Origin of the sequence: Shewanella polaris (assembly GCF_006385555.1) — a bacterium.
GTDB lineage: Bacteria > Pseudomonadota > Gammaproteobacteria > Enterobacterales > Shewanellaceae > Shewanella > Shewanella polaris.
Genome location: NZ_CP041036.1, coordinates 1,412,872 through 1,430,285 on the forward strand (window position 1 = coordinate 1,412,872; position 17,414 = coordinate 1,430,285).

The 17,414-nt window shown below is 40.5% G+C and carries 10 protein-coding genes and 14 tRNA genes; 9 read left to right on the forward strand and 15 right to left on the reverse strand.

Annotated features, from left to right (window positions below):
* The first annotated feature begins 3 nt into the window (after positions 1–3).
* Positions 4–405 carry a YbaY family lipoprotein gene (locus FH971_RS06175; protein WP_137221838.1) on the forward strand — a complete coding sequence of 134 codons (402 nt, stop codon included), beginning with the start codon at positions 4–6 and terminating at the stop codon, positions 403–405.
* A 97-nt stretch (positions 406–502) separates the two neighbouring features.
* Positions 503–1,741, forward strand: coding sequence for an MFS transporter (locus FH971_RS06180; RefSeq protein WP_137221836.1), 1,239 nt, complete (start codon positions 503–505; stop codon positions 1,739–1,741).
* On the opposite strand, the gene FH971_RS06185 is transcribed toward FH971_RS06180, so the two are convergent.
* The 14 genes from FH971_RS06185 to gltX form a co-directional block, all read right to left on the reverse strand.
* Positions 1,738–3,111: a sigma-54-dependent transcriptional regulator gene (locus FH971_RS06185; RefSeq protein WP_140233737.1), complete on the reverse strand. Its 1,374-nt coding sequence runs from the start codon at positions 3,109–3,111 to the stop codon at positions 1,738–1,740. The genes FH971_RS06180 and FH971_RS06185 overlap by 4 nt on opposite strands.
* A 2-nt stretch (positions 3,112–3,113) precedes the next feature.
* Positions 3,114–4,910: a sensor histidine kinase gene (locus FH971_RS06190; RefSeq protein ID WP_140233738.1), complete on the reverse strand. Its 1,797-nt coding sequence runs from the start codon at positions 4,908–4,910 to the stop codon at positions 3,114–3,116.
* 88 nt (positions 4,911–4,998) lie between these two features.
* The gene (locus FH971_RS06195) at positions 4,999–6,396 is read right to left on the reverse strand and encodes a TRAP transporter large permease (RefSeq protein ID WP_137221830.1); all 1,398 of its coding nucleotides are present in this window, start codon (positions 6,394–6,396) and stop codon (positions 4,999–5,001) included.
* The gene (locus FH971_RS06200; protein ID WP_140235535.1) at positions 6,396–7,049 is read right to left on the reverse strand and encodes a TRAP transporter small permease; all 654 of its coding nucleotides are present in this window, start codon (positions 7,047–7,049) and stop codon (positions 6,396–6,398) included. Before FH971_RS06200 ends, FH971_RS06195 begins: the two co-directional genes overlap by 1 nt.
* Positions 7,050–7,116: 67 nt before the next feature.
* A complete protein-coding gene (locus tag FH971_RS06205) occupies positions 7,117–8,136 on the reverse strand; it encodes a TRAP transporter substrate-binding protein (RefSeq protein WP_137221826.1) in 1,020 nt (339 codons plus the stop codon).
* A gap of 431 nt (positions 8,137–8,567) precedes the next feature.
* Positions 8,568–8,643 (reverse strand) — tRNA-Ala (locus FH971_RS06210).
* A gap of 35 nt (positions 8,644–8,678) precedes the next feature.
* Positions 8,679–8,754: transfer RNA gene (locus FH971_RS06215), tRNA-Glu, on the reverse strand.
* A 132-nt stretch (positions 8,755–8,886) separates the two neighbouring features.
* A tRNA-Glu gene (locus tag FH971_RS06220) sits at positions 8,887–8,962 on the reverse strand.
* 311 nt (positions 8,963–9,273) lie between these two features.
* A tRNA-Glu gene (locus FH971_RS06225) sits at positions 9,274–9,349 on the reverse strand.
* Positions 9,350–9,660: 311 nt separating this feature from the next.
* Positions 9,661–9,736 (reverse strand) — tRNA-Glu (locus tag FH971_RS06230).
* 311 nt (positions 9,737–10,047) lie between these two features.
* Positions 10,048–10,123, reverse strand: a tRNA-Glu gene (locus FH971_RS06235).
* 311 nt (positions 10,124–10,434) lie between these two features.
* A tRNA-Glu gene (locus tag FH971_RS06240) sits at positions 10,435–10,510 on the reverse strand.
* Positions 10,511–11,143: 633 nt separating this feature from the next.
* Positions 11,144–11,219 (reverse strand) — tRNA-Ala (locus tag FH971_RS06245).
* 102 nt (positions 11,220–11,321) lie between these two features.
* A complete protein-coding gene (gene gltX / locus FH971_RS06250; RefSeq protein WP_140233739.1) occupies positions 11,322–12,731 on the reverse strand; it encodes a glutamate--tRNA ligase in 1,410 nt (469 codons plus the stop codon).
* Between the two features lie 260 nt (positions 12,732–12,991).
* Between gltX and FH971_RS06255 the strand changes: the two genes are divergently transcribed.
* The 6 genes from FH971_RS06255 (at position 12,992) to FH971_RS06280 (ending at position 13,628) form a co-directional block, all read left to right on the forward strand.
* Positions 12,992–13,067, forward strand: a tRNA-Val gene (locus FH971_RS06255).
* Positions 13,068–13,107: 40 nt separating this feature from the next.
* A tRNA-Val gene (locus FH971_RS06260) sits at positions 13,108–13,183 on the forward strand.
* Between the two features lie 33 nt (positions 13,184–13,216).
* Positions 13,217–13,292 (forward strand) — tRNA-Val (locus FH971_RS06265).
* 41 nt (positions 13,293–13,333) lie between these two features.
* Positions 13,334–13,409, forward strand: a tRNA-Val gene (locus tag FH971_RS06270).
* A 33-nt stretch (positions 13,410–13,442) separates the two neighbouring features.
* Positions 13,443–13,518: transfer RNA gene (locus tag FH971_RS06275), tRNA-Val, on the forward strand.
* Positions 13,519–13,552: 34 nt separating this feature from the next.
* A tRNA-Val gene (locus tag FH971_RS06280) sits at positions 13,553–13,628 on the forward strand.
* A gap of 208 nt (positions 13,629–13,836) precedes the next feature.
* On the opposite strand, the gene FH971_RS06285 is transcribed toward FH971_RS06280, so the two are convergent.
* Positions 13,837–15,666, reverse strand: coding sequence for an ABC transporter ATP-binding protein (locus FH971_RS06285; RefSeq protein WP_140233740.1), 1,830 nt, complete (start codon positions 15,664–15,666; stop codon positions 13,837–13,839).
* A 212-nt stretch (positions 15,667–15,878) separates the two neighbouring features.
* Between FH971_RS06285 and FH971_RS06290 the strand changes: the two genes are divergently transcribed.
* Positions 15,879–17,414: an AlkA N-terminal domain-containing protein gene (locus FH971_RS06290; RefSeq protein WP_140233741.1), complete on the forward strand. Its 1,536-nt coding sequence runs from the start codon at positions 15,879–15,881 to the stop codon at positions 17,412–17,414.

Below are 17,414 nucleotides of genomic sequence, written 5' to 3' on the forward strand. Positions count from 1 at the left end.
ATAATGATTAAGAAAAGAATAATATTAGTGTTTGTCGCTTTCATGACTTTGATGCTAAATGGTTGTGTAACCGTAGAACCAGAAAAACCTGTGATTGTTTATGGCTATGCCGGTTATGCTGAAAAAGTTGCCTTGCCTCAAGGTTGTAAAATTAACATTGCCTTGATTGATTTTAATACCCCTGGTGCGATTATTTCACAGAAAAATTTTGATATTGCCACAGCACCTGTACCGTTTAAATTTACCTTACCGGCGGAGTTAATTAATAATAGTATTGATTATGGTGTGGTTGCGATGATTACTTACCAAGGCAAGGCAATTTTTCAGACTTATAATAAGTATCATGTGATCAATAACGGTCAATTTACCACTCAAGTCTTAATGAAGCGGGTTAAGCAAAGGTAACAACAACGTAGCTCACAAACTCTTAGCCCCGTCATTGATTTATTCATGTGACGGGTAATAATCTTTTTCTACCCTAATAGTGTTGTTTAGGTTGTTTATGACAGAGTTAACCCCTATTTATCGTTCTCATGCGCAAACTCGTTTGATTTGGGCTTTGTGTATCGCTTCTATGGTGATTTATATTAATTTGTACACGGTACAAGGCATGTTGCCTTCTATTGCTGAGCATTTTGATGTGTCGGGCGCACAAGCCACTTTAGTGTTGTCTGTTACCAGTTTTACGTTGGCATTTTCATTGCTTTTTTATGCGATATTATCTGACAGAATTGGGCGGCTAGCTCCTATCGTCGTGAGTTTGTGGCTGTTAGCTGCATCAAATATCTTATTAATATTTGCTCAAACATTTGATGATTTATTGTGGGTGCGTTTACTGCAGGGAATTTTGTTAGCGGCAGTACCTGCAATTGCAATGGCGTATTTTAAAGATCAATTGGCACCTTCATTTATGCTGAAAGCTGCTGCTGTATACATAATGTCCAACAGTATTGGCGGAATCGCGGGGCGAATCTTTGGTGGATTGATGGCACAAAACTTGTCATGGCAGTCGTCTATGGGTTTGGTGTTTGTGGTGACATTAATGGGTGTGGCATTGGTAACATATTTATTACCACGAAAAGAAATTAAACCCCAAATAATTAAACAAAGAGTGTCGTTGCTACGTAAGGTTAAACAAGATATTGACGGTTTTGTGTTTCATTTGTCTGACTCTCAAATGCGCTTGGCTTATATTATTGGTGGCTTAGCATTTATGATGATGGTTAATCAGTTTAGCTTTATTCAGTTGCATATTATGGCTGAACCCTATGGTTTGAGTCGCTTTCACGCAACATTGATTTTTTTATGTTATTTAAGTGGCACCTTTGCGTCTTACCTGTCGGCAAAATGGATTGTACGTTATGGTTCAATGCCATTATTTAGGGTAGCACTATGCTTAATGCTAGTTGGTACCTTGTTGACCTTGGTGGATACACTAACAGCGATTGTTATCGGTTTTTTGATTAACGCTTGTGGTTTTTTCTTAACCCATAGCTGTTGCAATTCATTTGTGGCCATTCGAGCTACCACTCATCGTGCTAAGGCTACATCGCTGTATTTATGTTGTTATTATCTTGGTGCCTCTTTAGGTGGGCCATACCTAATGTTGTTTTGGCATGAAGCTGAATGGAATGGGGTTGTGGTGGGGTCTATGAGCCTTTTAGCATTGTTGCTGGTGGCTATTTGGCGTTTAGGGATACATCAAAAGCAGCAGCTCGTTGATGTATCCGCGTCTAATTAGCTCTCGATAAATTGCTTTCTATCAAGGTCGAACTTGCGCATTTTATCGTACAAGGTTTTACGTGGTAGCTCGAGTTGTTCCATGGTTAATTTGATGCTGCCTTTATTGTGACTTAATGCTTCTTCAATCTGCATTCGTTCAAAAAACTCAACTCGTTGTTGCAGTGACATACTCGTGTGCATGGTGGTGTGATTGTCTAAGTTACCTGCAAAAGCGGCTTCAGCGCCAAGTAATACGTAACGCTCGGCTAAATTGCGTAATTCACGCACATTGCCTGGCCAATCATGAGAGCTAAGCACTATGGTTTGTTGAGGAGTTAATGCGATTAACGCTTTATGGTAACGTGCAGATGCAATGCGAGCGAAGTGCAAAAATAATAACGGTATGTCTTCGAGACGTTCTCGAAGTGGTGGGATGACGATGGTGACTAAGTTTAGACGATAAAGTAAATCTTGTCTGAATAGACCTTGCTCGCATAATTTTTGTAGGTTGAGTTTTGTGGCGGCAATCACCCGAATATCTAGATCGATAAGGGTATTAGATCCTAAACGTTCTACTTTTCGGTCTTCTAACACTCGAAGTAATTTAACTTGCAAAGCCATTGGGGTACTTTCGATTTCATCTAAAAATAGCGTGCCACCGTTGGCGTATTCGAATTTACCAATACGACGTTTATCTATACCGGTAAAAGCTCCTGATTCTGCACCAAAGAGTTCGCTTTCGATTAAGTTTTCAGGGATTGCCCCGCAGTTAATAGCAACAAAGTTGGCTTTGTTTCGATAGCAATGATCATGTAAATAGCGTGCGACTAATTCTTTACCAGCACCAGTTTCACCTTCAATCATAATATCTGCCGGTGTGTCGAGTACTTGGTCGATTAAGTTACGCATCTTCATTATGCCTGGGCTGTTGCCTAGAATTCGTGGGCCAGGTGCGATGTGAGATTCTAGTTCGCGCTTTAATTTTCGGTTTTCTAGGGTTAAAGATCGTTTATCCAATGCGCGTTTGGTCACATCTAATATATGTTCGTTGTTAAACGGTTTTTCGATAAAGTCGTAAGCACCTTTTTTTAATGCATCGACTGCCATGGCAATATCACCAAATCCGGTCAGCAATACAACGGGCAAGTCATTATCTTGCTTCTTTAGTTGTTGTAATAAGCTTAAGCCATCTAATTGTGGCATATTCACATCGGAGATTATTATCCCTGGCCAATTTGGACTGATGTGGTGAGCAATGATCTGTGGGTCGGTAATGGCCAAAGCTTTGATGTTTTCGAGCTTAAATAATTGCTGTAATACTGTGCCGATATACGGCTCATCGTCAACAATAATGACTTGGTAGTTGTTGATGTCTTGTATTTGGGTCACGTTTACACTTCCTCACGTAAATAAAGCGGCAAAATAATATGAAAAATGGCGCCACCTTGTTGTGCATTCTCGACAGTGATAGAGCCTTGCATTGATTCGATTATTCGCTGCGATATAGATAATCCTAGCCCTAATCCTTGGCGTTCACTGGTGGTGTAGTAGGGCTCAAATATTTTACTCATTTGGCTTTCTCTTACGCCTGGACCATTGTCTTGAATATTAATATTCACTTTACTGTCGCAATAGACTTCAATTCGCAACTGTCGTTCAGTGGATTGCTGCATTGCAACAATGGCATTACTTATTAAGTTAACTAATACTTGTTGTAGTCTGACACTGTCGCCCCATATTTGGCATTTTCCATCTAATAACGTTAATGACAACCTAACACTCTGTTTGTCCATTTCGGGCTGAACGATAGTGAGTGCTTGCTCAATGGATTGGTTAACTTCAATGGCACTATCTTTACCTTGGGATTTGCGAGTAAAACTCTTAAATTGACCAATAATATCAGCAAGTCTGTCAGTTAGTTCTATCATTATTTTGATATTACTTCCCGCATCATCAATCATATTACGATCTATAAACGTTTGAGTATTTTGGGCGTAACTTCTTAATGCAGCCAAAGGTTGATTAAGTTCATGGTTAATGCTGGCAGAAAGACCGCCAATCACAGTAAGCTTTGCTGCTTGGATTAGTTCATCTTGGGTATCTTTAAGCTGCGTGTTGGCTTGTTCTAATGCTAAGGTACGGTCTTTTACGCGTTGTTCTAGTTGATTTTGTTCTTGACGCATTCTGCGCAAATTTTTACGACGCTCTATACTGTACAGTATAAATAATGCCAATAATAAATACAGGGTAGCGGCCAATAACATGACCGGTGGTAACGATTCATATAAAGGCTTCATTGGCGCGAGAATATGAACGTTCCAATTAGCATTTGGCATTAATTGATGCCGTTCGAGGTATTTAGCGTTCCCGTCTAATGATGATATTTTATATACCTGAGATGTATCGGCATCACTGACGATAAAACCAGGGCTCAAACGGAGTTCTCCAATAGGCCTGTTTGCATACCGTTTGGAAGCATTTAGCGAAAAACGTTTGGCTTGTGTTAGCGGTGTTAATGAATTAAATCGCCAACTATTTATACTCGAAAGAAATACGATATTATCAGGGTCACTGATCATAAATTCATATTGACTGGCAATTGCAATTCCACTACTTTGTTGCTCAATCAAACTAATATCGACTTTTACTACTATAACTCCTAATACCACACCCTTATGATAAACCGGATTCGCAAAATAAAAGCCACGTTTATTTGATGACGTTCCAACCGCGTAATATTGCCCTGACTTGCCCGAGATAGCATCAATAAAGTAGGGCCTAAATGAATAGTCATTATTGATAAAAGAGTTTGGTATATTCCAATTACTGGCTGCAATAGCGACACCGAGTGCATCTGTAAGGTAAATGTCTGATGATTCGGTAACTTGTTGCAACTCAGATAGATAAGCGTTGAGTTTTTCAATCGTTTGAGGGTTTTGCTGATCGAGTAAGCCCTGTTCTAAAATGGGGTTCTGTGCTAGTACCGCTGGGATATTTTCGTAATGTGAAAGTGCATTATCAATAAAAATCACCAATTCATTGATTTGTTTATCAGACTGTTCGGCAATTGTCTCTGTGCCTTGTTCCAGTAAATACCAATATGTAATTTTTAGAGTGAATAACAGGCCTATAATAAGCAACATGCCTATAAAGAAATTCCGTTTTTTGATACTAGAGAATGAAAGCATTCATATTCCCTGTGGCTATTATGACTTAGTGATGAGATAAAAAAACGAGCCTTAATTAAGGCTCGTTTATAATACGCTAATTATTAAACTAGTAACCGTTTAATTTGTCGATGTATTCCGGTAGAAATAGTGAAATCTGTGGAATATAAGTAATTAACATTAAGAAACCGAGTAACAGTACTAGCCAAGGTAGGCAGGACTGAATGACCCATCCCATACTTTTACCGGTAATCCCAGCCGTAACAAAGAGATTGAGTCCTACGGGCGGTGTGAGCATGCCTATCTCCATGTTTACTACCATAATGATCCCGAGGTGGATAGGGTCAATACCAAGTTGGGTTGCTATAGGAAACAGAATGGGGGCCATAATTAACAAAATGGCTGAAGGTTCCATAAAGTTACCGGCGGCTAATAATAATAAGTTAACTATGATTAAAAAGCCCCATGCTGGTAGGCCTAAACTCACAATTGCTTCTGCAATAATGTGCGGGATACGTTCAGTTGTTAAAACGTGCGCAAATAGCATTGCATTGGCAATAATGAACAACAACATAATACTGACTTTAGCGCCATCTCGTACAACATGACGAATTTCTTTATCAATAGGTGTTTTGATAACAGCAAGTAGCATGTAGGCAATGTTTCGTAATGAAGCGACCACTATAGATTCTTGTTTATTACGCCAAGCAACATTTTTGAGTGGCCCAATATCACGATATCCAAATACAGCAATAAAGTAAGCATATACACAAGCTACAGCAGCGGCTTCAGTCGGACTCGCGACACCGCCATAAATGGCACCTAATACAATAAAGATTAATGCTAAACCGCCAAAAGCCTTCGCACTTGATAAACCAAGGGCTTTTATTCCAGGGAAAGGACGTGAAGGGAGCTTTTTAATGCGGGCAACTATGTAGATAGCCAACATTAAAATAAAGCCCATCATTAACCCTGGGATCAAGCCAGCCATAAACATTCTTGCTGCTGACACTTCAGTTGCTGCGGCATAAACCAGCATAACAATAGAAGGTGGGATTAAAATTCCTAATGTTCCTGATGTGGTAATTACACCCGCGGCAAATTTTTCTGGATAACCTGCGCGCACCATGCCGACAATGACAATAGAACCAATTGCAGCAACAGTGGCTGGAGATGAGCCCGATACGGCTGCAAATAACATACAAGCCATAACGGATGCCATGGCAAGACCGCCACGTATATGACCGACACTGTCCATAGCAAAGTCGATAATACGCCTTGCTACACCACCAGTAGACAAAAATGCTGATGATAAAATAAAGAACGGGATGGCTAATAAGGTGTAATGTTCTGAGGTTGACCCATACAGTTTTAGTACAATTGAGGCGAGCGAATCATTTGAAAATAACAAAATAGTGAGTATGCTTGAAAAACCTAAGGCTATAGCAATAGGCATCCCAATCATCATGCAAATAAATAAAGCGAGAAATAGTGTGGCTATAGTCATTATTTCGCATCCTTATCATTTTGTTGTTCAGGTGATGCGGATAGTGCAGCTTCATCGATTAAATGCATACTGTCTTTAGCTTCGTCAGCCAATTGGAAGCCAACAGCCTGGTTCTTTAAGATAGCGATAAATAATTCAATAAAACGCCAAGTGAGCATAGTGAAACCGATTATTATAATACTTTGAGATAACCAGATAGGTATTGCCCCGTCTTCTACATCAATACGTAAAGTCTCCCAAGCAAAATCAGGATCAAGTTGATGAATAAACCAAGCCGGAAAATCGATATCTTCCATAGGGATGCCAATTTGATACATTTGGCTGAGGTAGTCCCACGAACCTTTTAAAAATATTCCGCAGTAAACCAAGCAGCACAAGCATGCAAAGATAGCGACAGCTTTTTGAGGCTTACCTGACAATTTAGAAACAAAGGCATCAACACCGATATGAGCCCCTACTTTTACACCATAAGACATACCAAAAAGTACGAACCAACCACATAGAGTGAGGGTAAGTTCTTGGATCCATAAAAAACCAGTATTAAAAAAGAATCGTGCAATGACTTCGCCAAAAACAAGCAATGTCATGAGTGTAATCAAAAGATTAAGGAACCCTTCTTCAAAATAACCAAATAGTTTTGAAATCACGGTCATACTCCTTGAATAAAAAAAGGGTGGCACTGATCCAGCAAGCAATTCAGTGCCACATTTAGTATTGAGACTATTTGGTATTTGCAGCTTGTGCTGCATTAATCATGTCTTTACCAATTTGATCTTCAAATTTAGCCCAAACTGGTTTCATTGCATTAACCCATTGCTGACGATCCGCTGGCGTTAACGTCACTAATTCAGAACGTCCAGAATCTAAAATAGTTTGCTTATCTTTATTGCCTTTTTCTGCAGCAATGCTGTTGCCAAGTGTAATAGCTTCTTCAAGTGAAGATTTAAAGATTGCGCGTTTGTCAGCGGGTAGACTTTTCCAGAAAGTATTTGAGGTCACGACCATGTAATCTAAAACACCATGATTACTTTCTGTTATGTAGCTTTGCACCTCATAAAATTTCTTTGAATAGATATTTGACCAAGTATTTTCTTGACCATCAATAGCGCGTGTTTGTAACAGGGTGAACACTTCAGAGAAAGGCTTTTTAACCGGAATAGCACCAACAGCGTCAAACTGGGCGGCAATAACGTCAGACGCCATAATACGGAACTTTTTACCGTTAGCATCTTTAGGTAATTCTAGCGGGTCATTGGCAGAAAATTGCTTCATACCATTGTGAAGGTAACCTAGGCCGACAACACCTTTTCGATTCATTGAGTTCAATAGTTTTTGGCCCGCATCAGATTGTTGGAAGCGATCAACAGCCGCCATATCTTCAAATAAGAATGGTAAATCAAAGATTTGTAGTTTTTTGGTATAACGCTCAAACTTAGATAGTGATGGTGCTACAAACTGCACATCGTTTAACAGTAATGCTGCTAGCTCGTTGTTATCCCCAAATAACTGTGAGTTAGGAAATACGTTCACAACATATTCACCAGGTAAACGTTGTTCTATTAATTCTTTAAACTTAAGTGCCATTTGTCCTTTTGGTGTGTTCTCTGCAACAACATGAGAAAACTTAATTTCTACAGGTTCAGCAAAAACATTAAAACTCGCTGCCAGAATTGAAGCTACAGCGGCTAGTTTAGCCATTGACTTTAGTGGACGTATAAAAGTATTTATCGATTTTTTCATGGTAGTTAACTTCCTTTTTTTAGTGTTATATTTTCCTCAAGGTGGTGTCTTGCTCCAGAACAAGTACGCCATAAACGCTTTATGAGGATAGATCAAACATAGCAAGCATCAGGCCAGAATGTTAACTATTTGTAACCATATGATATTTATTAACTTTAATTTATGTGTGTATAGTTATACTGATTTAGTGTGTGGATAGTCACACACAGTGGGAATATAGTTGGGTGGAATGTCACACATTTTGTTGTGATGCTATATAGATCCCATTAGAGATAATGGCTTATATGTGTATTGATTTAGTGAAAATAAATTTGATTATCTGTTGATGCGGATACATTGGATAACAGCGTAAAAAGGATACAAACAAAAAAACCACCGCTAGGTGGTTTTTTGATTCAAATATATAGAATTATATTCGAAAACTAAATAGTTGGTGGAGCTACACGGGATCGAACCGTGGACCTCTTCACTGCCAGCGAAGCGCTCTCCCAGCTGAGCTATAGCCCCAAATGTTAGTTAAATAATAACTAACATTTGAAATATGGTATCCCATAGGGGATTCGAACCCCTGTTACCGCCGTGAAAGGGCGGTGTCCTAGGCCTCTAGACGAATGGGACACATTTGATACGTTATACTCTGTATCGAGTGAATACTCATTGGTGTCTGTAGGCTAAACACCAGTGCTATATAGATCATCAAACACTTTTTCTAAAACAATAGTTTCGAATCATGTTCAACCATCTTAAATATGGTATCCCATAGGGGATTCGAACCCCTGTTACCGCCGTGAAAGGGCGGTGTCCTAGGCCTCTAGACGAATGGGACACATTTGATACGTTATACTCTGCATCGAGTGAATACTCATTGGTGTCTGTAGGCTAAACATCAGTGCTAGTTACCTATAATGAAGATCAAAACCCTAAGAATTCGACCCCCTGTTACCGCCGACTCTTTATAAACCAAAGTGGGCGATGTCCTAAGCTCTATTTCTAGACGAATGGGACACAGTTGATACTTTATACTCTGCATCGAGTGAATACTCATTGGTGTCTGTAGGCTAAACACCAGTGCTATATAGATCATCAAACACTTTTTCTAAAACAATAGTTTCGAATCATGTTCAACCATCTTAAATATGGTATCCCATAGGGGATTCGAACCCCTGTTACCGCCGTGAAAGGGCGGTGTCCTAGGCCTCTAGACGAATGGGACACAGTTGATACGTTATACTCTGCATCGAGTGAATACTCATTAGTGTCTGTAGGCTAAACACCAGTGCTAGTTACCTATAATGAAGATCAAAACCCTAAGAATTCGAACCCCTGTTACCGCCGACTCTTTATAAACCAAAGTGGGCGATGTCCTAAGCTCTATTTCTAGACGAATGGGACACATTTGATACGTTATACTCTGTATCGAGTGAATACTCATTGGTGTCTGTAGGCTAAACACCAGTGCTATATAGATCATCAAACACTTTTTCTAAAACAATAGTTTCGAATCATGTTCAACCATCTTAAATATGGTATCCCATAGGGGATTCGAACCCCTGTTACCGCCGTGAAAGGGCGGTGTCCTAGGCCTCTAGACGAATGGGACACATTTGATACGTTATACTCTGCATCGAGTGAATACTCATTGGTGTCTGTAGGCTAAACACCAGTGCTAGTTACCTATAATAAAGATCAAAACCCTAAGGATTCGAACCCCTGTTAACGCCGACTCTTTATAAACCAAAGTGGGCGATGTCCTAAGCTCTATTTCTAGACGAATGGGACACAGTTGATACGTTATACTCTGCATCGAGTGAATACTCATTGGTGTCTGTAGGCTAAACACCAGTGCTATATAGATCATCAAACACATTTTCTAAAACAATAGTTTCGAATCATGTTCAACCATCTTAAATATGGTATCCCATAGGGGATTCGAACCCCTGTTACCGCCGTGAAAGGGCGGTGTCCTAGGCCTCTAGACGAATGGGACACAGTTGATACGTTATACTCTGCATCGAGTGAATACTCATTAGTGTCTGTAGGCTAAACACCAGTGCTAGTTACCTATAATGAAGATCAAAACCCTAAGAATTCGAACCCCTGTTACCGCCGACTCTTTATAAACCAAAGTGGGCGATGTCCTAAGCTCTATTTCTAGACGAATGGGACACATTTGATACGTTATACTCTGTATCGAGTGAATACTCATTGGTGTCTGTAGGCTAAACACCAGTGCTATATAGATCATCAAACACTTTTTCTAAAACAATAGTTTCGAATCATGTTCAACCATCTTAAATATGGTATCCCATAGGGGATTCGAACCCCTGTTACCGCCGTGAAAGGGCGGTGTCCTAGGCCTCTAGACGAATGGGACACAGTTGATACGTTATACTCTGCATCGAGTGAATACTCATTGGTGTCTGTAGGCTAAACACCAGTGCTAGTTACCTATAATAAAGATCAAAACCCTAAGGATTCGAACCCCTGTTAACGCCGACTCTTTATAAACCAAAGTGGGCGATGTCCTAAGCTCTATTTCTAGACGAATGGGACACAGTTGATACGTTATACTCTGCATCGAGTGAATACTCATTGGTGTCTGTAGGCTAAACACCAGTGCTAGTTACCTATAATAAAGATCAAAACCCTAAGGATTCGAACCCCTGTTAACGCCGACTCTTTATAAACCAAAGTGGGCGATGTCCTAAGCTCTATTTCTAGACGAATGGGACACAGTTGATACGTTATACTCTGCATCGAGTGAATACTCATTGGTGTCTGTAGGCTAAACACCAGTGCTAGTTACCTATAATAAAGATCAAAACCCTAAGGATTCGAACCCATGTTACCGCCGACTCTTTATAAACCAAAGTGGGCGATGTCCTAAGCTCTATTTCTAGACGAATGGGACACAGTTGATACGTTATACTCTGTATCGAGTGAATACTCATCAATGTCTGTAGGCTAAACATCAATGCTATTATCTAGTTAAAGATATATTCGTAAGTGGTGGAGCTACACGGGATCGAACCGTGGACCTCTTCACTGCCAGCGAAGCGCTCTCCCAGCTGAGCTATAGCCCCTCTTACAAATTGCTTTTGGATATGCTACAAAAAAAATCTGAAGTCATGTCTCAACTGCGAGGCGCATTCTATGCAGCATACCCAAAAGTGTCAACTCGTTTTTTAGGAATTTATTCTATTTGCTACAAATTCAATCGCTTTGGATATTCTTTGTGCAGATCGATCTTTTCCAATTAAATATAAGGTTAAGTCTAACGCAGGAGACTGCCCAGCGCCCGTTACCGCAACACGTAGTGGCATTCCGACTTTACCCATACCCACCTCAAGATCTGCTGCTGTAGCTTCAATTGCTTGATGAATATTTTCAACTGTCCAGTCTGTTATTGCTGCTAACTTTTGATTGAACAAGGTTAAAGGCTCCATTGCCACACCACGTAGGTGCTTTTTAGCCTGGGCTTCATCGAAGTTATCAAAGTCTTCATAGAAATAACGACTAGAAGCTGCTAACTCTTTTAATGTTTTAGCGCGTTCAGATAATGCAGTCACAATTTCAGGTAATGCAGGGCCATTACTGGTATCAATCTTTTGGTCATCCATATGCCACTGTAAATGCGATGCAACATAAACAGGATCAAGTGATTTGATATAATGTTGATTTAACCAAATAAGTTTATCGGTATTAAAGGCTGAAGCGGCTTTATTGATGTCATCTAATTTAAATAGTGTTTTCAATTCTTCCATTGAAAATACTTCTTGATCACCATGAGACCAGCCTAAACGAACAAGATAATTTAATAGTGCTTCAGGTAAATAACCATCATCACGATACTGCATTACACCGACAGCGCCATGACGCTTAGATAATTTGGCACCATCATCACCCAAAATCATCGAAACATGAGCATATTCAGGAATAGGAGCTCCTAATGCTTTAAGGATATTAATTTGGCGAGGGGTATTGTTGATATGGTCTTCACCACGAACAACGCACGTAATGCCCATATCCCAGTCATCAACGACAACACAGAAGTTGTAAGTTGGTACGCCATCAGTACGCTTAATAATAAGATCATCAAGCATATCGTTTGAAATTTCAATGCGACCACGAACGTGATCATCAAAGATCACACTGCCTTCGATTGGGTTTTTAAAGCGCACAACAAACGGCTCGTCAGTATCACGAGGCGCAAGGTCACGACAGCAACCGTCGTATTTTTGTTGTAATCCTTGTGCAGCCTGATCTTCACGCATTTTTTCAACACGCTCACGTGAGCAATAACATTTATAAGCCGTGCCGTTATCTAGCATCTGCTCAATAATTTCGTTGTAACGATCAAAACGTTTAGTCTGATAATAAGGACCTTCATCCCACGTTAAACCTAACCAGTTCATACCATCAAGAATCGCATCACAAGCTTCTTGAGTTGAACGTTCAATATCGGTGTCTTCAATACGAAGTACAAATTCACCGTTATTTGCTTTTGCATGTAACCATGAATATAAAGCAGTACGAGCACCGCCTACATGTAAAAAGCCAGTTGGACTTGGGGCAAAACGCGTCTTAGTTGTCATAATCGGACACTAACCTATATAAATACGTCTATAAAAAGAAGACAAGCAAAAATGTGGTTGCCATTCTAACAGCCAAACTCGTTAGTGGAAATGGCGGACCGTTAAACCTGTGATAGTTTTTGAATATTCCTTTTTTTATCGAGTCAAATCTTTGTTTAACAATGCATCAAAGCGAACAAATTTAGTCCGACTGACGTTTTTTTAAATAAAAAGCGTTGACAGGTTTTGCTTGCCCCCTATAATACGGCCCCACACAGCGAGGTCGATTAGCTCAGCTGGGAGAGCACCTCCCTTACAAGGAGGGGGTCACTGGTTCGAGCCCAGTATCGACCACCATAATTTCATTTATGAAGTTATTACTGTTAATTATATCCCAGGTCGCTTAGCTCAGCTGGGAGAGCACCTCCCTTACAAGGAGGGGGTCACTGGTTCGAGCCCAGTAGCGACCACCATATAATTTATGTAAACTGTTGTGTAGAGTCCCAGGTCGCTTAGCTCAGCTGGGAGAGCACCTCCCTTACAAGGAGGGGGTCACTGGTTCGAGCCCAGTAGCGACCACCATTTCTCAAATAGAGTGGTAGACTCGAAAGTAAAATATCCCAGGTCGCTTAGCTCAGCTGGGAGAGCACCTCCCTTACAAGGAGGGGGTCACTGGTTCGAGCCCAGTAGCGACCACCATATTTTACCATGTTAAAAGAATTGATATTCCCAGGTCGCTTAGCTCAGCTGGGAGAGCACCTCCCTTACAAGGAGGGGGTCACTGGTTCGAGCCCAGTAGCGACCACCATATCAATTTGTACTTTATTTATCGTTTTATCCCAGGTCGCTTAGCTCAGCTGGGAGAGCACCTCCCTTACAAGGAGGGGGTCACTGGTTCGAGCCCAGTAGCGACCACCATATTTTATTTCTGTATTATTCCTCTTACATCCTTCAAAGTTTTACCAAGCAATCCAAGCAATCCAAGCAATCCAAGCAATCCAAGCAATCCAAGCAATCCAAGCAATTAATATTCTACTTACACTTTTTGTGCCTATTTTTTATTCCTGTGCATAAAAAAGCCACTCATATTTGAGTGGCTAACTAATGTTAATGGTTCAAGTTTTGATTAATCTAATCCTAAAAAACCGCCAGTTTGATGGGCCCACAGTTGTGCGTATATCCCTTTGGCATTAATCAGCTCTTGATGAGTACCTTGTTCAACAACACAGCCTTTATCTAATACAATGAGTCTATCCATAGCTGCAATCGTTGAGAGCCGATGCGCTATCGCTATTACTGTTTTACCTTCCATCAATTCATAAAGAGACTCTTGAATCGCGGCTTCGACTTCAGAGTCTAATGCTGAAGTGGCTTCATCAAGCAATAGAATTGGCGCATTCTTAAGTAATACTCTTGCAATGGCAATCCGTTGGCGTTGGCCACCAGACAGCTTAACGCCGCGTTCACCCACTTGAGCATCGAGTCCCTTGTTGCCAAAGGGATCAGTTAAATTGTCAATAAACTCTGCAGCTTGTGCTTGAGTTATCGCCGCCATTAATTTTTCATCACTGGCATGTGGATCACCATACAGAATGTTTTCACGGATCGAACGGTGTAATAACGACGTATCCTGAGTCACCATACCAATATTTGCCCGTAATGAGTCTTGGGTTATATCCGTTATAGGTTGATCATCAATCAGTATTTGGCCTTTTTCAACATCATGAAAACGCATTAATAAGTTTACTAAGGTCGATTTCCCTGCACCAGACCGTCCCACTAAGCCGACTTTTTCACCTGCTTTAATATTCAAGTTTAGTTGCTCAATGACGCCAGTTTTTTCACCATAATGAAAGCAAACCTGATTGAAATCGATTTTTCCATGGTCAACAACAATGTCTTTTGCATCGATTTTATCTTGGATAGCAATGGGTTTTGATAACGTATTCATACCATCGGTAACGGTACCAATATTTTCAAATAGTGAACTGATTTCCCACATAATCCATTGTGACATACCATTTAAACGCAACGCTAAACTCACCGCAATCGCAATGGCGCCAACAGTAATCGCATTGTCTGCCCATAACCAAATAGACACAGCCGCAATGGTGAACGCTAATAAGTAATTAATGATTTGCACTAATACATTAATGATCGTTACCAGACGCATTTGGCCATAAACGGTTTTTAAGAAACGCGTCATACTATCTTGGGCGTAGTCAGCTTCTTGTGTCGTATGCGAGAACAGCTTTACGGTTGATATGTTGGTGTAACTGTCGACAATACGGCCCGTCATTGTCGAGCGAGCATCAGCTTGTTCTGTCGATATTGCTTTCAGCTTTGGAACGAGTTTCCATTGGATCAACACATAAGCCGCTAACCAAACGAGCATGGGTAGCATTAAACGTACGTCTGCAGTGGCAATCATGACCAACATAGAGGTGAAATACACTAAAATGTACATCAGTACATCCAGTAATTTCATGACCGTTTCACGTACAGCAAGCGAAGTTTGCATTACCTTTGTGGCGATCCGTCCTGCAAAGTCATCTTGATAAAATGAAATACTTTGTTTGAGTAAATAGCGATGTGCTTGCCAACGAATGGCCATGGGGTAGTTACCCAAAAGCGTTTGGTGCACGATAGAAGCATGTAACCAGACAACAAGCGGTATGACGACTAAGACAATCACTGACATGGTAATCAAGGTAGTGCTTTCATCTTGCCATAATGTTTGCGGATTTTTAGTGACTAACCAATCTACCAGTTGGCCCATAAAGCCAAACAGTGACACTTCCAACATTGCCATTATGGCTGTTAGTACTGACATGATAATTAAAGGCAAACCAAACCCGCGGGTATAATGACGACAAAATGCGTACAAAGTATTGGGTGGCTGAGTCGGTTCTTCTTGCGGTAAAGCTTGGGTCAATGATTCAAAAAATTTAAACATCTAATGCTCTAACTTAATGGTGAAAATTCTGCTGACTAGGATAACGCAAAAAGGCCAAATGTAATGGGTTAAATTGTTACCATATACGAAACGATTGAGTTCCGTTTTCCGCTAGTCGTGGTTGTTGTATTTCGGTAAAGTAATCTCTTAAATACGCTATAAGCAGAAAATAGTTCAGTTTTCCATTGAGTGATATAAGGCTAAATAGACGAATGGTCCAGATTAACAGTGATTGTAATATTGCAGCACAGGTCTGCCAGCAAGCAAGGCTTAGTCGTGACGCTCGCTTTGATGGTCAATTTTTTACCGGAGTTATCACTACTGGTATTTATTGCCGATCGATTTGTCCCGCCCCTGCACCCTATGAAAAAAATGTCCGTTACTTTGATTCTGCGATAAAAGCGGCTAATGCTGGACTTAGGCCTTGTCTGCGATGCCGGCCCGATAGTGCACCAAGTTCATTTGCGTGGTTAGGCACTCAAACAACATTAATGCGAGCCATCGCGTTAATTGATCAAGGCTTTTTAAATGGTGAGAATTCAGGAACGGTCGTCAAGTTGGCTGATAAATTAGGTATTAGCAGTCGGTATTTAAATAAACTCTTCAACCAAGGTTTGGGGGCTTCACCTAAACGTTTTGCGTTATATCAGCAGTTGATGTTTGCTAAGCAGTTATTACACCAAACACAATTATCAATGACAGAGGTCGCCATGGCTGCTGGCTTTAATAGTATCAGGCGGTTTAATGAAATTTTTAAGCAAGAACTATTGTTAACACCTAGCGAATTACGCCAAAAGAGCCGACATTCAACTGATGTAACTCATCCTTATAAAGATAATCAAGTGAGCACTAACATTAAACCAATAACATTAGCATTATCTTACCGTCCCCCTTTTAATTGGGCGAAGATGTTGGCTTTTTATGCCTTTCGTCAAGTTGATGATATGGAGGTCATTGATGATATTTCGGGACGTTATGGCCGAACCTTTTCGTTTAATGGCGTAGAAGGCGTTTTTTACATTTCACCAAATGCCGATAAACCCCAACTTGATGTGAGTATTTACTTAGCTGATGCCAATGATATTAAATCCTTACATTATATTACTATGCAATTGCGCCGTATGTTTGATTTAGATGCTGACATGGAGATAATCCAGCAGGCATTATCTCCCATCATTAAATTAGGTGCCCAAATTGATAATGGTTTACGTATTCCTGCCGCTGGCAGCGTATTTGAGGCCGCTTGCCGTGCCGTATTAGGGCAACAAGTCAGTGTCGTGCAAGCCACTAAGTTATTAAATTTATTGGTTGAATCTTATGGTGAAACGCTGTTCATCGATGGTAAGGTTTGGCAACTATTTCCTACGGCACAAGCTATTGCTAACGCTTCATTAGATGAACTTAACATGCCAGGCGCTCGAAAATTAGCATTAAATGCCTTGGGGCAATTTGTGCATCAGCATGCTGACTCAACACCTGACGATTGGTTGTCTGTAAAAGGTATTGGTCCATGGACTGTTGCTTATGCAAATATGCGAGGTTTGAGTGATCCTGATGTGTTTTTGAGTTCTGATTTAGTCATCAAAAATCGTCTTCATGCGTTATATGAGCAATCGGGTAAACCCATTGAATCCTCTAAATCGTACTTAAGCATTGCTGCCGACATTGCAAAACAAGCATCACCTTGGGGCAGTTACTTAACCTTCCAGCTTTGGGATAACGATCCTGTCGCTGCAAAAAACGGATAA

Bases quoted from the DNA above. Each gene is read 5' to 3' on its own strand.
- FH971_RS06175 (WP_137221838.1), top strand. From the start codon at position 4: ATGATTAAGAAAAGAATAATATTAGTGTTTGTCGCTTTCATGACTTTG.
- FH971_RS06180 (WP_137221836.1), top strand. From the start codon at position 503: ATGACAGAGTTAACCCCTATTTATCGTTCTCATGCGCAAACTCGTTTG.
- FH971_RS06190 (WP_140233738.1), bottom strand. From the start codon at position 4,910: ATGCTTTCATTCTCTAGTATCAAAAAACGGAATTTCTTTATAGGCATG.
- FH971_RS06195 (WP_137221830.1), bottom strand. From the start codon at position 6,396: ATGACTATAGCCACACTATTTCTCGCTTTATTTATTTGCATGATGATT.
- FH971_RS06200 (WP_140235535.1), bottom strand. From the start codon at position 7,049: ATGACCGTGATTTCAAAACTATTTGGTTATTTTGAAGAAGGGTTCCTT.
- FH971_RS06205 (WP_137221826.1), bottom strand. From the start codon at position 8,136: ATGAAAAAATCGATAAATACTTTTATACGTCCACTAAAGTCAATGGCT.
- gltX (WP_140233739.1), bottom strand. From the start codon at position 12,731: ATGACAACTAAGACGCGTTTTGCCCCAAGTCCAACTGGCTTTTTACAT.
- FH971_RS06285 (WP_140233740.1), bottom strand. From the start codon at position 15,666: ATGTTTAAATTTTTTGAATCATTGACCCAAGCTTTACCGCAAGAAGAA.
- FH971_RS06290 (WP_140233741.1), top strand. From the start codon at position 15,879: ATGGTCCAGATTAACAGTGATTGTAATATTGCAGCACAGGTCTGCCAG.